General features: G+C 72.7%; 13 protein-coding genes. 6 read left to right on the forward strand and 7 right to left on the reverse strand.

Translation table 11 applies throughout. The annotated features are described in order from the left end of the window. Positions 1-6: 6 nt before the first annotated feature. Positions 7-477, forward strand: coding sequence for a hypothetical protein (locus AC6CKD_RS14920; RefSeq protein ID WP_498327739.1), 471 nt, complete (start codon positions 7-9; stop codon positions 475-477). Between the two features lie 28 nt (positions 478-505). Here the strand turns inward: AC6CKD_RS14920 and AC6CKD_RS14925 are convergent, their stop codons facing one another. Continuing rightward, positions 506-859 (reverse strand): PRC-barrel domain-containing protein, encoded by a 354-nt coding sequence (locus AC6CKD_RS14925; RefSeq protein ID WP_498327740.1) that lies wholly within the window; start codon positions 857-859, stop codon positions 506-508. Between the two features lie 198 nt (positions 860-1,057). On the opposite strand from AC6CKD_RS14925, the gene AC6CKD_RS14930 reads away from it, so the two are divergent. Next, a complete protein-coding gene (locus tag AC6CKD_RS14930; RefSeq protein ID WP_498327742.1) occupies positions 1,058-2,314 on the forward strand; it encodes a cytochrome P450 in 1,257 nt (418 codons plus the stop codon). After that, entirely contained in the window at positions 2,286-2,609 is a 324-nt protein-coding gene (locus AC6CKD_RS14935) for a plasmid stabilization protein (protein WP_498327744.1), read from the forward strand. The genes AC6CKD_RS14930 and AC6CKD_RS14935 overlap by 29 nt, the downstream gene beginning before the upstream one ends. Positions 2,610-2,637: 28 nt before the next feature. Here AC6CKD_RS14935 and AC6CKD_RS14940 read toward each other — a convergent pair whose 3' ends face one another. Next, positions 2,638-2,865, reverse strand: coding sequence for a hypothetical protein (locus tag AC6CKD_RS14940; protein WP_498327745.1), 228 nt, complete (start codon positions 2,863-2,865; stop codon positions 2,638-2,640). Between the two features lie 215 nt (positions 2,866-3,080). Between AC6CKD_RS14940 and AC6CKD_RS14945 the strand changes: the two genes are divergently transcribed. From AC6CKD_RS14945 to AC6CKD_RS14955, 3 genes are all read left to right on the forward strand, one after another. Beyond that, positions 3,081-3,551 carry a universal stress protein gene (locus AC6CKD_RS14945; RefSeq protein ID WP_498327747.1) on the forward strand — a complete coding sequence of 157 codons (471 nt, stop codon included), beginning with the start codon at positions 3,081-3,083 and terminating at the stop codon, positions 3,549-3,551. A 40-nt stretch (positions 3,552-3,591) separates the two neighbouring features. Next, entirely contained in the window at positions 3,592-4,014 is a 423-nt protein-coding gene (locus AC6CKD_RS14950) for a CBS domain-containing protein (RefSeq protein WP_498327748.1), read from the forward strand. A 155-nt stretch (positions 4,015-4,169) separates the two neighbouring features. Continuing rightward, positions 4,170-6,137 carry a flavin monoamine oxidase family protein gene (locus tag AC6CKD_RS14955; protein WP_498327749.1) on the forward strand — a complete coding sequence of 656 codons (1,968 nt, stop codon included), beginning with the start codon at positions 4,170-4,172 and terminating at the stop codon, positions 6,135-6,137. A 72-nt stretch (positions 6,138-6,209) separates the two neighbouring features. Here the strand turns inward: AC6CKD_RS14955 and AC6CKD_RS14960 are convergent, their stop codons facing one another. From AC6CKD_RS14960 to AC6CKD_RS14980, 5 genes are all read right to left on the reverse strand, one after another. After that, positions 6,210-8,186 carry a CASTOR/POLLUX-related putative ion channel gene (locus tag AC6CKD_RS14960; RefSeq protein ID WP_498327751.1) on the reverse strand — a complete coding sequence of 659 codons (1,977 nt, stop codon included), beginning with the start codon at positions 8,184-8,186 and terminating at the stop codon, positions 6,210-6,212. Between the two features lie 216 nt (positions 8,187-8,402). Further along, positions 8,403-8,849: a DUF7144 family membrane protein gene (locus tag AC6CKD_RS14965; protein WP_498327752.1), complete on the reverse strand. Its 447-nt coding sequence runs from the start codon at positions 8,847-8,849 to the stop codon at positions 8,403-8,405. A gap of 192 nt (positions 8,850-9,041) precedes the next feature. Next, entirely contained in the window at positions 9,042-11,132 is a 2,091-nt protein-coding gene (locus AC6CKD_RS14970; RefSeq protein ID WP_498327753.1) for a DUF11 domain-containing protein, read from the reverse strand. Between the two features lie 89 nt (positions 11,133-11,221). After that, positions 11,222-13,351, reverse strand: coding sequence for a hypothetical protein (locus AC6CKD_RS14975; RefSeq protein WP_498327755.1), 2,130 nt, complete (start codon positions 13,349-13,351; stop codon positions 11,222-11,224). 80 nt (positions 13,352-13,431) lie between these two features. Then, positions 13,432-14,910 (reverse strand): hypothetical protein, encoded by a 1,479-nt coding sequence (locus AC6CKD_RS14980; protein WP_498327756.1) that lies wholly within the window; start codon positions 14,908-14,910, stop codon positions 13,432-13,434. Between the last annotated feature and the right edge of the window lie 22 nt (positions 14,911-14,932).

Here is a 14,932-nt window from a genome sequence, read left to right on the forward strand (position 1 = left end):
GCACGGATGAGCGGGGCCCCCGAGACGGACGCCGTGTGGGCGCGGTTGTCGCCCGCCGCGGGGGCGGCGGTGGCCGCCGTCGACGCGGAGCGGCTGGAGCTGGAACGGGCGCGGCTGTCCCCGGAGCGGCGGGAGGCCGTCACCGAGCCGGTGTACTCCGCACGCCGGCGGTTCGAGGCGTGGGAGCGGCTGGGGCGGATCCTGGAATCGGGACCGGGCCCGGACGAGTTCTACCCGTTCAGCGCCTACGAGAACGACCTCGACGGCAGGGACGGGCTGGCAGAGGTGATGGCCTCCCTCCCCCCGGCGGCGCGGGCGGAACTGGCCGCGCTGCTGGACGCACTGGACGCCCGCTTCGCGGCCGCCACCGACCAGGACGTGACGGGGGCCCTCGACCCGTGGCTGCGCACCGCGCGCGGCCGGGCGCCGCGGGCCCACGTCTGGTGGTGGCGCGTGCCGAAGTCCGCGCCGTGGTGACTCCGGACGGTCGACGGACCTGCCGCCGTCACATGTGCGGCATGCCGTAGTACTTGGCGAACTGCTCCAGGTAGCTGGGGTCGCGGGGCTGCTTCTGCCGCTCGAACTCGGGAGCGTCCTTGATCTGGTCCTTCGTACGGCCGACGTGGACCGTCTCGGCGGCGCGGTCGACGCGCTGGATGGTGCTGGCGGGGAGCAGCACGTGCTTGCCGAAGATCCATACGCCGGTGTCGACGACGAGGTAGCCGGCGCCGGCCTCGTCCGTGTGCTCATCGACCTTTCCGATGCTTCCGTCGGTGGCCTCGACCTTGAAGCCGATCAGGTCGGTTCCGGTCTCGTAGCCGGAATCGGCGCGGTAACCCCAGATGCCCTCGTCCGCCATGGCTGTCTCCTCGTTCGCTGATGCTGCTGTCCGGCTGTTCACCATGGCCCGTACCCGGTGCGGAGGAGCGGGCGGCGCTCCGGGGGCTCCCCTGTAAGGCGCAGCGGTCCCCGAGGGTGGAATGAGCGCGCCGGGCCCGGGTAGGCGCACGACATGTCCGGTCACCACTTGTCTGGTCACCACATGTCTGGTCACCACATGGACAGCACGCTGTCGCTGCTGGCCCACGGCTACGCATGGGCCCCGGACCTGCGTCGAGCCCATGACGGGGCGCCGGTCGTGCACACCCGACTGATGGGGCGGCCGGCGGCCCTCCTGCACGGCTCCGAGGCCGTCGCCCTCTTCTACGACGAGAGCCGCGTCACGCGCCACGGAGCCCTGCCGGGGCCGGTGCTCGACACCCTCTTCGGCAAGGGGGCGGTACACACACTGGACGGAACACCCCACCGGGCGCGCAAGGACCTGCTGGCATCGGTGCTGATGTCGCCCCTGGGCGTCGAAGGCCTGGCCGCACGGGTCGAGAGCGGCTGGCGGGAAGCCGTGTCCCGCTGGGAGGGCAGCGGGGTGGTGCTGTTCGACGAGGTGGCGACCCTGCTCGCGGGGGCGGTCTGCGACTGGGTGGGTCTGCCGGTCCCGGACCGCGAGGCCCGTGAGATCGCCAAGGACTGCGTGTCCATGGTGGACGGGTTCGCCACCGCGGGACCCCGGCACGTACGCGCCCGTCGCGCCCGGCACCGCCAGGAGCAGGCCCTCATGGCCGCGGTGAACCGCGTCCGCGTACACGACCCGCGGCTGGTCTCCGGGACGGTCGTGGAGACGGTCGCCCTGCACCGCGAGCCGGACGGCACCCTGCTCGATCCGCACACGGCGGCCGTCGAGCTCCTCAACGTCATCCGTCCGACCGTCGCCGTCACCTGGTACGCGACCTTCGCGGCCCACGCCCTCCACCGGCATCCGAGCCGGGGCGACCAGCTGCGGACCGGCAGCGCGGCCGAGGCCCGCGCCTTCGCCCACGAGGTCCGCCGCTTCTACCCCTTCGTGCCCTTCGTCGCGGGCCTGGCCGCCCGCGACCTCGCCCTCGGCCGTGAGCGGGTCCCGGCCGGAACGCTGGTACTCCTCGACGTGTACGGGCACCATCACGACCCCGCGCTGTGGGAGCGGCCGTACGACTTCGCTCCGGAGCGGTTCCTGGGCCGCGAACCGGGCACCGGCGAACTGATCCCCCAGGGCGGCGGCGACGCCCGCACCGGCCATCGGTGCCCGGGCGAGGACATCACCCTGTCCCTGCTCGCCACACTGTCGTCGGCCCTCGCCCGCACGGACCCCGCCGTCCCGCGACAGGACCTGTCCATCCCGCTGAACCGGATCCCGACCCGTCCGCGGAGCGGGTTCGTCATCGAGGTCGCATCCCACGCAAGGAGTCACCATGCCCCGCGGTTCCAGTCCCAAGCGTGAACGCCAGTACGAGCACATCAAGGAGAGCGTCGAACAGCGCGGCGAGAGCACGGAGCGCGCCAAGGAGATCGCGGCCCGCACCGTCAACAAGGAGCGTGCCCGCGCCGGCGAGTCGGAGACGGCGAGCCGCTCCTCCCTCGAGGACATCTCCTCCTCCAGGCGCGGCGGTCTGCGCTCCCACAGCGGCGCGCAGGGCCCGACGAAGGAGCAGCTCTACAACGAGGCCAGGCAGCGCGACATCAAGGGGCGCTCCCAGATGGACAAGGCGGAACTCAAGCGCGCCCTCGGGCACTGAGGAGCCGGTCCCGGGTCGTCATTCCCTGTCACGCTCGGAGGACCGCCCGTACGAAGAGCGCCGCGCAGACGAGGCCCAGAAACGCGGTGTACAGACCGAGCCCTTGGGGGCGGCCCCAGTCCCGGGGGGACGTCCAGGGGCGCATCCCGCGGTGCAGGGTGCGCAGCCTGCGGTCCAAGAGCTGGTCGGCCCGCAGGCCTTCCTCAATGTCGCCCAGGATCTTCAGTTCCTGCTGCGAGAGCTCAGGGCCGTCCATGGCGGGGCCCCTCTCCTGATGTGCTGCCTTCGCCTTCTCCCGTGCGCTTACCCGTGCTGCGGCAGCGCACGCACCGCGCCCGCCGGTCGGGTCCGTGCTCGGATGTCTCCGAAGTGAGGGAAGGGGGAAGACTGAAGTAGTGGGGGAAGGCCGAACGAGGAAGGCCGAACGAGGAAGGCCGAACGAGGAGGGACAAGACGAGGAGGGACGAGGCCATGGACACCAGTGGTCGGATGCCCCGTGTGGTGGTGGGCGTCGACGGATCCCCGGCGTCGTACGAGGCGCTCCGGTGGGCAGTGCGGTACGCACGCCTGATCGCGGCGACGGTGGACGCCGTGGCGGCCTACGAGCTGCCCGGAGCGATCGGCTGGTCGGCTCCGGCGGTGGATGCCGAGTTCGACGAAGCGCAGAGCAGGCTGGCCATGGCCCGCGACATCGAGAAGGTGCTCCTCCAGGTCGGCGAGGTGCCGATGGAACAGCACCTGGTGCGGGGCGGGGCCGCGAGCACGTTGATCGCGGCGTCGGCCGGCGCCGAGCTGCTGGTCGTGGGCAGCAGGGGCTTGGGCGGGTTCGCCAGTCTCCTGCTGGGATCGGTCGGCCAGCAGTGCGCCGCGCACGCGTCCTGTCCGGTCGTCATCGTCCGGGAGGACACGACCCGTGACGTGGACACCACCGACCGTGTCTGACCGTCCTTTCGCCGGTTCTCCCACGAACACTGGAGGCACCATGACCAGGCAAGTCCACGAGGTGATGACCGGGAACGCCGTGACCGTCGAGAAGCTGACGTCACTGGCCGAGGCCGCCCGGGTGATGCGGGACGCCGGTATCGGGGACGTCCTCGTCGTCGACGGGGGACGGCTCTGCGGCATCCTCACCGACCGGGACCTCGTCGTACGCGCCATCGCCGAGAACAAGGATCCCGCCGACACGACCGTGCAGGCGATCTGCAGCACCGATCCGGTCACCGTCAAGCCCGCCGACGACGTCGACCGGGCCGCCGACCTCATGCGCAGGCACGCGGTGCGGCGCCTGCCCGTGCAGGCCGAGGACGGCGAACTCGTCGGCGTGGTCACCCTGGGCGACCTCGAGGTGGAACGGGATCCGGGGTCGGCTCTCGCCGCGATCTCCGCCGCCGAGCCCGACAGCTGAGCGGCGCCCCCTCGTACGCCTGACGGTCCGAAGGCCGCTCGTACGAAACCCAGTTCGTCAGCACGGCGAGGCCCGCGACGCACGTCCGGGTGGTCCTTGCCCGTGCGGGCCCGTTCTGGCCGCCGGGGGCGGGGGAGGGCGGCAAGAGTTGGGTCATGATCATGGATCCCGATTCCAACTCCGAAACCCCCGAAGCTTCCGGAGCCCCTGGCGAGTCCGCACCGGCGCCCTCCCGCAGGCCTTCCCGCCGTACGGTCATCGCCGGCGCGGCCGCCGTCGCCGCGGCCGGGGGTCTGACGGTCGCCGTCACCTCCGCCGAGACCTCGCAGGCCGTCCCCGGCGCCGCGGTCGCCGACTGGGACGCCTGCCTGACGATCGCCCGGGCCATCCTCGTGCGGGACGACGAGGACCAGCCGCTCGTACCGCGCTACGCCGACATCCTCCTGAAGAACGGCCTGCCCCGCTCCCGCCGCCCCGCCAGGAAGGTGCTGATCGTCGGCGCCGGCCCGGCCGGCCTGACCGCCGCACACCTGCTGCGCGAAGCCGGCCACCGGGTCACCGTCATCGAGGCCAACGGCAACCGGGTGGGCGGCCGGATCAAGACCTTCCGCACCGGCGGCCACGAGAACGCCGCGCAGCCCTTCGCCGACCCCAAGCAGTACGCCGAGGCCGGCGCGATGCGCATCCCGGACAGCCACCCCCTGGTCACCGGGCTGATGGACGGCCTCGGCCTCAAGCGCCGGCGCTTCCACCTGGTCGACGTGGACGGGGCCGGCCGCCCCGCCTACCGGACGTGGATCTACGTCAACGGCATCCGCGTTCGCCGCGCCGACTACGCGCGCGCCCCGCAGGCGCTCAATCGTTCCTTCGGCGTCCCGCAGGCGTACGAGTCCGTGCCCGCCTCGCAGATCGTCCGCGACGCCTTCGCCCCCGTGCGCAAGGAGATCGACGGCAAGAAGGACGAAGACCTCGTCGAGGGCTGGGCCCGGGTCATCCAGCGCTACGGCCACATGTCGATGTATCGCTTCCTGACGGAGGAGGCCAAGCTCGACGAGCGGACCATCGACCTGATCGGAACCGTCGAGAACCTCACCTCCCGCCTGCACCTCGCCTTCGTGCACAGCTTCATCGGCGCCTCGCTGATCAGCCCCGACACCGCTTTCTACGAACTGCCCGACGGCACCGCCACCTTGGCCGACGCCATGTACGCCCGCGTCAAGGACCTCGTACGGCTCGACCGCCGTGCCACCCGCATCACCCACGGCGAGGGCAAGGTCACGGTCGAGACCGTCTCCGAAGGCCGCGGCGGCAGCCCCGTGCGGCGCGAGACCTTCACCGCCGACAGCGCCATCATCACCGTCCCCTTCTCCGGACTGCGCCACATCCCCGTCACCCCCGCGCTCTCCTACGGCAAGCGGCGCGCGGTCACCGAGCTGCACTACGACGCCGCCACCAAGGTGCTGCTCGAATTCAGCCGCCGCTGGTGGGAGTTCGACGAGGCCGACTGGAAGCGCGAGCTGGAGGCCGTACAGCCCGGCCTGTACCGGAAGTACCAGACCGGGCAGACCCCGGCGAACGGAACCCTGATGGGCGCGCACTCCTCCGTGCCCCCGGGCCGCATCTCCACGGGCCAGCGCTCCCACTACGCCGCCAGCCGCGCGGTCAGCCGCGACCAGCCCGAGGCGGCCGGGGTCATCGGCGGCGGCTCGGCCACCGACAACCCCAACCGCTTCATGTTCCAGCCCTCCTACCCCGTCGAAGGCAGCGCCGGCGGCGTCATCCTCGCCTCCTACAGCTGGTCGGACGACGCCCTGAAGTGGGACTCCCTGGACGACGAGGAGCGCTACCCGCGCGCCCTCGCGGGCGTCCAGGAGGTGTTCGGCCAGCGCATCGAGGTGTTCTACACCGGCGTCGGCCGCACCCAGTCCTGGATGCGCGATCCGTACGCCTACGGGGAGGCCTCCGTCCTGCTGCCCGGCCAGCACACCGAGCTCTTCCCCCACGTCCGCAAGGCCGAGGGCAACCTGCACTTCGCCGGGTGCCACACGTCCATCAAGCCCGCGTGGATCGAGGGGGCCCTGGAATCCGCGGTCCGGACCGCCCTGGAGGTGCACACCGCCTAGGAGTGCGCACCGCCTGGCCGGCCGGACCGCCTGGCCGGCCGCCCCGCCCCGCCGGCCGCCCCGCCGGCGCGGTCAGCTCTCGGCGAGCACGATCAGCCAGTCCCCCTCGGAGAACCGGACGCGCTGCCGCTTGTCGGGGTTGATCCGCACCCCGTAGTCGGGGCCCGTGGCGCTCCGCGCGCGCAGCCGGTAGCCGACCGCGCATTCCCGGCGCCGCCGCGCCGATTCGACGGCAGTGGCGAAGGTGACCTCGGAGCCGGCCCGGACGTAGTCCGCGGCCGGCTTGAGGTGGAACTCGTGGCCCTCCGCCTTGAACAACTCCTCGAAGACCTCGGCGAGATAGGGGCTCTCCGAGATCTGGGTCATCAGCAGGCTGATCAGCCTGCCGCTCACGATGAAGTCCGCGCCGCCCCGGGCGGGGGCGAGGAGCCGGTTGCCGTCGTCCGACATCTCGGTGGTGAGCGCGAGTTCCCGCTGCGCGGCGTCCCCGATGGCCCGCAGGTGCAGCAGGGTGACCAGCGTCCTGTCGTCCGCCCGCGCCTCCGTATCCGATTCCGTCGCCGGAGCGGGGCGGGCGAAGGGCGCGTCGGGGGCCACGCCCCGGACCGAGCCGGTGTCCGCGCCCGCGGGCTCCGCCTCGCCGAGCACGATCACGCCGTCGTACGAGGGCACGTCCAGCTTGGCCAGGGTGAGCGGGTCGGTGATGTCTCCCTGGTGGAGGGAGACTTCGAGGCGGGACCGGGCGGCCGTGACGGCTCGGGCGCCGTGCTCGGCCGCGTACGCGCCGAGCGCCACGACGTCCAGGGTCGTTCCGGGGCTCACGTAGTGGTCGAGCTGTTCGATGACGAGCGGGGCGCGGCGGTTCCAGCCGAGCAGGAGGAGGCGTTCGGCAGGGGCGGCCCCGGGCCCCGCCGACACGATCGCGTCCTCCTCGACGAGGGAGGCCACGTCCGCCCGCGCGGCCGTGTCGTCGTCCCGGGAGATGACGATGATCCGGTCGGCCGGGCCGATCACCGTCCCCTGGGCAGGATTGAGGGTGACGCTCCCGTCGGTGTGCAGCAGGCCGACCGCGCAGGACGTGGCGAACGCCAGCAGCGCCTCGCCGAACGGCCGCCCCACCAGGCCCTCCGCGTCGACCGGGTAGAACTCGTCTCCCTCGAAGTCCAGCAACTCCGAGTAGACGAGGGAGAGTCCGGGCTGCCGGGCCGTCTGGACGAGGAGCCGGGCGACGACGTCGTCGACACACAGGACGTGTCCCGTGGGCCCGGCGGCAAGTCTGGCGGTGACGTGGTTGCGGGAGTCGCGGACGGCGGCGACCACCACCGCTTCCCCCTCGCCGGACCCGGGGGCGGCCGCGTCGAGGGCGAGCAGCGTCTTCACGACGTGGGCGTCACCGCCGTCCCCGGTGGGAGGCAGCACCAGGACCGCCTTCGCGGTGCGCGGACTCACCCGGCACAGCTCGGTGGGGTCGGTGGTGCTCCCGTTGCGGCAGATGATCCGCGTTCTGCCGCTGTCGCCGACACGGGTGGAGATCTCGCTCTCCATCCACACCTTGTCCTGCGGGGCGAGCACGGCGATGGCGGACTTGCGCTGGTTCGCGTTCGCGGCCACCAGCTCCCCGATCACGGGGAAGACCTGGTCCGACCACCCCAGGACGACGGTGTGCCGGGTCTCCAGCACGGTGGAATGGCCGAGGCGCAGCGACATGATGCGCCGGTTGATGCCGGTGGTGATCAGACTGACCAGGGTCGACACGAAGAGCAGCGCGACGAGCGCGAGGGATACGGAGGCCAGTACGTAGAGCGGGGAGCCGACGGCGCCCCCGATCTTCAGGGTCTGGCCGACGCTGACCCACACGGCGGTGAGCCGGCCGGAGAGCGTGGCCGGAGCGGCGCGGTCGGACCAGACGAGGACCATGCTGGCCGGAACGACGACGGCCAGGCAGGCCAGGGCGAGCCAGCCGATGAGTGCGGTCGTTCCACCCGAGACCAGATGGTCGAAGCGGTACTGGAGACGGAGTCGGAGTGACGCCGTGCGCTGCTGCGTCACACGAACTCCCGTACATGAGTCGACGCGCCGGTCGGAGCGGCTGCCCGCCACCAGGAGTCACCCTAGGCAGATGTCTGCTCCCGTCCCCCTCGAACGCCGCCGGCCTCACTCAGAGGTATGAACGCTCCATGGTCACCGACACCGCCGGACGTCCTCCCGGCCCACCGCGTCGGCCTCTGTCCGGCGCGCAGGTCAGGAGGACGTCCGGTGCGTCGCTCAGGCGGCGGTGGAGCGGGATGCGCGGGTGTCGTTGCACAGGGCCCAGATGATGAAGACGCCGATGGCGATCGAGATGAGGCCCCAGAGCGGCGTGTAGGGCAGCCACAGGAAGTTGAGGATGATGTCCAGCGCGACGATCACCACGGCCGTTCCCTTGGCCCAGGTCGCTCCCTTGAGGAGGCCTGCGCCGACGACCGCGAGCACGATGCCCAGGACGAGGTGGATCCAGCCCCACGCCGTGACGTCGAACTTGAAGGTGTAGTTGCCCACGCTCGCGTAGACGTCGTCGTCGGCGATGCCGACGATTCCCTTCAGGATGCCGAGGACGCCTTCCACGAGGATCAGCACTCCGGCGAACACGACGCCGCTCGCCGCCCACGGGTTCTGCCCGTCGGTGGTGTAGCCGCTGTTGGGGGCCCTGCTGGGGGGCGTTGCCTGTGCCACGAGAGGCTCCTTCGTCGGGCGGGACGCCTGGGGTCCTGCTTGCGCCCAGCGTCCGTGGCGGGGGCGCGGAGGGACATTCGAGCGCCGCCATTCGGGTGAATCCGGCGGGACGGCTCCGGAGGGCGTACGGAGCGGGTACGCGGGAAGGCCGGCAGAGCGGGGTGCTCTGCCGGCCTGTCACGGGGTGCGGGGTCAGGGGGTCGTCTTGCCGACCTCCAGGTCGGCCGTCGGGTCCTTGACCGTGCCGCCGGGCGGGCCGGCGGGCGCGCTCGTGTTGTTCGCGGGCTTGGGGTCGCCGGTCAGGGAGTCGACGGTGGCGGTGTTGCGGATGTCGGAGCCGTTCCCCGTGTACTCCGGGTCCAGCTTCACCTTGATCACCCAGGTCATCGATGCTCCGGGTGCCAGCCGCGGCAGCGGGCCGCAGGTGACGGTTCGTCCGGAGGTGCACGTGGCGTCGCCCGAGACGAAGCTCAGCGCGGTCGGCAGCGTGTCGGAGACCGTGATCTGCTCGGCCTGGGAGGGGCCGTTGTTGGTGACGGTCAGGGCGTAGTCGAAGGTCTCGCCCGGGGCCACGGGGGCGGTCTGGACGGGCCTCTTGCCGATGGCGAGGTCCGCGGCGGGCTCCGCGACGTGCCCGCCCGGCACGGTCGCGCTGCTCTTGTCGTTCTCGCTCGCCGGGTCGATGTTGTCGGCCGTCACCTGTGCGGTGTTCCGCAGGTCACTGCCGTCTCCCGCGTACGCGGGATCCACCTTGACGGTGAGCAGGTACTCGACCGTGTCGCCGACCTTGAGCGGGCTGGTGCGCTTGCACGACACCAGACGTCCGGCGACGGTGCATCCGGCCGGGGAGGACGCCACGTACGAGAGGCCCTCGGGGAGGGCGTCGGTGAGTTTGACGTTGAAGGCGTCGGCCGACGGGCCGTTGTTGGAGATCCGGATCCGGTAGTCGAAGGTCTCGCCCGGCACGGGAGGCTTCGTACCGACGGCTTCCTTGACCACTTCCAGGTCCGCGGTCGGCTTGTTGACGGTGCTGCCGGGCAGGCCCGCCGGGCTGCTCGTGTTGTTCTCCGGCTTGGGGTCCCCGGTCCGCGAGCCGGCGGTCGCCGTGTTGCGGATGTCGGATCCGTTGCCGGTGTAGTCGCTGTCCAGCCGGACGGTGAACCGCCAGGTCCGGGACGCCGAGGGCTCCAGTACGGCCACCGGGCCGCAGCTGACCGTACCGTCGGTGACCGAGCAGCCGTCGGGGGAGGAGACGAAGGCGAGCTGTGCGGGCAGTTTGTCGGTGATGGCGGTGCCGAGGGCTCGCGAGGGGCCGTCGTTGGTCGCGCTGACCACGTAGTCGAAGGTCTGCCCGGGGGCGACGGGGATGTCGTCGGCCGGCCGCTTGGTCGTCCACACGTCGGCCTGCGGGGCGGTGACCCCGCCCGGCGGCAGGACGGCCCGAGAGGTGTTGTCGGCGGGCTCCGGATCCTTGGACGCGGAGGCGGAGGTCGCCGTGTTGCGCAGGTCGCCGCCGTCACCGGAGTAGGCGGAGTCCAGCTTCACCTTGAAGGTCCACACCACCTCGCCGCCGGGGACGAGCCGGGCCAGCGGACCGCAGGTGACGGCCCGTCCGGACACCGTGCACGGGTCGGCGGAGGAGACGAAGGCCAGCCCGACGGGCAGGGTGTCGGTCACCACGACGTTGCGCGCGTCCGAGGGGCCCTTGTTGGTCGTACGGACCTCGTACTCGTACTCCTGGCCCGGGACCGTCGGCCCCGCGCCCAGCGGGGTCTTGACGGTGGCCAGGTCCGAGACGGGATCGAACGGCCCCGGAGGCAGCACCGGATCCGGCTTGTTGTTGGCCGGGTCGGGATCGGTGGCCTCGGAGCTGCCCGTGGCGCTGTTGCCGAGGTCGGAACCGTCGCCCTGGTACGAGGGGCTCAGCCGGGCCTGGAAGCTCCAGCTCTTGGTCTCCCCGGCGGAAAGCTGCGGTTCGGGCCCGCACGTGACGGTCTGCGCGATGGCGGTGCAGCCGTCGGAGGAGCCCACGAAGGAGATCCCGTGGGGGAGCGTGTCCGTCGCCGTGACCCTCCGGGCCACCGACGGCCCCTTGTTCCTCGCGGTCAGCGTGTAGGTGATCAGGTCACCGGGGGCCTTGGCCCGCAGTGTCGTCACCTCGACCTTAGGCCCTCCGCCGGGCAGCGCGGCGGCCCCGGGGACCGGTCCGGCCCACAGTGCCGCGGCGCAGAGCAGCGGAGCCAGGGCCCACACCGCCGGCCGCAGGCCTGGTGTCGTCGTCATCGCGCATCGTTTCCGTTTCGTGCGGGAGAGGACCGTACAGAGAGCTGTACGGGAGTTCGGGGGACGGCGGGACACGGGAGGGCGCCCCGTCAGCCGGCCGTCGCGCGTTTGGCGAGCTCGATGTCGGCGCTCGGCGGGCGCACCCGCCCGCCCGGCACGCCGGCGGAGCCGCTGTTGTCGAGCGGGTTCGGATCGGCCGTGTCCGAGCGGGCGGTCGCGGTGTTCAGCAGGCCCGTCCCGTCCCCGGTGTACGCCGGGTCGAGGCGCACGGTGAAGGTCCACGACCGGACCCCGCCCGGGTCCAGCGTCGCCGCCGTGCCGCAGGTGACGTCCCGGCCGACGGCGGTGCAGCCCCCCGCCGACGCGACGAACGCGAGCGCCGTCGGCAGCGGGTCGGCGACCGTGACGTTCCGGGCCGTGGACGGGCCGCCGTTGCGCACGGTCACCGTGTACGCGAAGGTCTCCCCGGGAGCCACGGGGGAGCGGGCCTCGACGGCCTTGGCCAACGAGAGGTCGGCCCGCGCGGCCGCCACTCCGCCGGGCGGGGCGGCGGCCGCGCCGGTGTCGTTGGCGGGCTGCGGATCGGGGAGGGCGTGCCGGACGGACGCGACGTTCCCGAGGTCCGATCCGTCGCCCTGGTAGGCCGGGTCCAGCCGTACGCGCACGGTCCACGAGGTGCTCGTCCCGGCGTTCAGCTGATCGCGGACCGGGCAGGACAGCTGCTGCCCCGAGGCCGTGCACCCGTCGGCGGAGGAGACGAACCGCAGCGGCCCGGGAAGGGTGTCGGAGATCTGCACCGCGGTCGTGTGGGAGGGCCCCAGGTTGCGTGCGGTGATCCGGTACGCGAACTCCTGCCCCGGAACCACCGGTCCGGACCCGACCCCCTCCTTCTCCGCGGCCACGTCGGCGCGCGCTGTCACCACCGTCGCGGCGGCGGTGGAGCTGTTGTCCGCCGGATTGGTGTCCGTACGGTCCGCCGGGGCGGTCACGGTGGCCGTGTTGGACAGCGTGGCGGGCTGGGCCGGCGCCGTACCGGTGAGGGTGTAGGTGACGGAGCCGCCCCGCTGGAAGTCGGCCGTGGTGTCCAGGGCGTTCCCGCTGCCGGAGACGTGGCCGCAGGTACCGCCGGTGTTGGCGCGGCAGGTCCAGGTCACGTTGGTCAGCCCGGGAACGGTGTCGCGCACGGCGGCGCCGGTGACCTCGTTGGCCCGGCTGTTGGAGACGGTCAGGGTGTAGGTCACGGGCCCGCCGCCGGCGGGCACGCTCGCGGGGGAGCCCGTCTTCGCGATGGTCAGGTCGGCCGGCACGTTGATCCGCAGGTCGTCGATCTCGTGGATGTTCGTCGCGCCGCCGGTGCTCCCGGAGAACCCCACCTTGAAGGTGGCCGGCAGTTTCGGCTGGCCCGTGATGCCCGTGACGTCGAAGTCGGTGATCAGCTGGGTCATGGCCGTGCCGGGACCGCTGTCGGACCACACCGACAGCAGCATCTTCGTACCGCTGGGCAGCAGGGAGACGCGCACCGTGCGCTCCTTGGCGCGGCTGCCCGTCTCCACGGTCTTGCCCGGCCCGTCGGCGGACGTGGCGAAGCGGTACCCCGTCCTGCCGGTGCCTCCGCCGCGCACCACGATCCTGTTGGGCTGGGCGCCCGGGCCGCCGTTGCCGACCGTGTTCGAGGAGAAGTTGCCGAACTCGTCCAGCCCGATGCCGAGATAGGCACCCGGTACGCCCGATGCCGCGCAGGTGTCCGCCGCACCCGAACAGGCGTAGCCGAGGGCTCCGCCGGTAGGGCCGGCCCCGTCCGCCGCCGCGCCGTCGGCCAGGTAGAACGACAGCCCGTCGCCGCGCTTGCCCTCGAAGGCGGTTCCCCCGTAGGTGGCGTACCTGAACTCGGCGAGGATGCCGAGCGTGGTGGGGAAGGAGTCCTTCAGCTTCCAGGTGCCGGCCTGGCCGGAGCTCGCGGAGGTCAGCCGCAGCCAGCCGCCGCCCTCCGGATAGCCCGCGTGGCCGCTGGTGCCGCCCAGGTTGGTGGAGCTGTCGAAGCTCTCGTTGACGGGGAAGGCGAGCGCGCGCGGCCGGGGGCCGTCGGCCTCGGCGGTGCCGGTCCGCGTGGCCGGGGCCGCCGTCGAGGGCGCGGCGAGGGCCGCCGGCAGGACCAGCGCCGTCGTGCACAGCAAGGAGGCGGCGGCCCTGCGCCACCAGGCACCCCGGGGCATCGTCATACCGGAACGTTCCTCGTCTTCCCGCTCTGCGGTTGAGCCTGTGGAGGTCGTTCGCCGCGGGGGCCGCGGCGAACCGCCGGTCACGGGCGCCGCACCCGGAACGCCGTCCGCAGCGCCGCTCCCGCGGCCACCAGCGCGGTGGAGGTCCACAGCAGCCAGGCCGGGACCGTGGCGCCGGAGTCGGCCAGGTCGCCGCGGCCGCCGTGCTGCTCCCGGCCGTCGTGGTGGTCGCCGCGGCCGTGGTGGCCGTCCCCACGACCGTCTCCACGGCCGTCCTCACGGCCGTCCTCACGGCCGTCCTCACGGCCGTCCTCACGGCCGTCCTCACGACCGTCTCCACGGCCGTCCTCACGACCGTCTCCACGGCCGTCCTCACGGCCGTCGTGCCCCTCGTGCCGGCCGTGCTGCTCCCCGCGCCCTTCGGACACCAGACACAGCCGGCCACCGCCCGGCCCCGTGGTTCCCGGCCGGCTGGTGTTGTCCGAGAGGTCGGGGTCGAAACTCGCCGAGGTGACACGGGCGATGTTCTCGATGGGCGTGCACCTGCCGTCCGGTGGCCGGGCCGCCCGGTCCTCGGCGACGGCTCGGACCCTGATCCTGTACTCCGCCTTCTCGCCGGCCGCCAGGCGCGCCAGCGGCGGACACACCACCAGCCGGTCCCCGTCCTTCGCGACCGCGCAGTCATCGGGTGAGGAGAGCAGGACCAGCGAGGACGGCAGCCGGTCGGCGACCTGGAGCTGCCGCGCCGTCGCCGGGCCCTCGTTGTTCACGGTGATCAGGTACGTGAACTTCTCGCCCGGCCTGACGTGCTCCCGTCCCTTCGCGAGCACCGCCGTCTTCCGGATCGACAGGTCCGCGGTCCGCGCACTGGGCGGAATCTCCAGGCCGGTCAGGGAGGTCGTGTTGTTCCGGGAGTCCGGGTCCGACGTGGCCGCGTCGACGACCGCTTCGTTGACGATGTCCGAACCGTCCCCCTGGTAGCCGGTCGCGAGCCGCACGGTGATCACCCATGCGTGCGAGCTGCCGACCGCCAGCGTGGCCAACGGCCCGCACACCGCCGTCCGGCCGCTCGCGGTGCAGCCGTCGCGGGACGCGACGAATTCCAGGGCGGGCGGCAACCGGTCGGTGACCCGCACCTGCCGGGCGGTGGAGGGTCCCCGGTTGGTCACCGTCACGACGTAGTCGAACGTCTCCCGACCCGCCGGGGCGGCGTTCTCCCGATGGTCACGGCTGTCCGGGTGGTCCCGGTCGCCGGTCGCCGTCGGCCGCAGCGTGCCCGACACCGTCAGATCCGCACGCTCCGGCACCTGCTGGGCGGCGGTGGCGGCTCCGGCGCTCGCCCCGAGCCCGTCCGCCCGTCCCGCGTCGCCGCCCGGTGCTGTTCCCGGCGGCGCCTCCCCCGTACCGGCGGCAGGCGGCGCCGGTACGGAGGCGGCCGGGGGCTCCGGGGACTCGGACGCGGTGGTACCGGGGTCCGCCGGGACCGATGCCGCGGCCGATGCCGCGGCCGGCGCCGCGGCGAGAAAGCAGCATGCCGCCACCGCGGAGAACGCGGTCACGGTGCGGAGGCGCCGGTACGGG

The organism is Streptomyces sp. GQ60 (assembly GCF_059758875.1).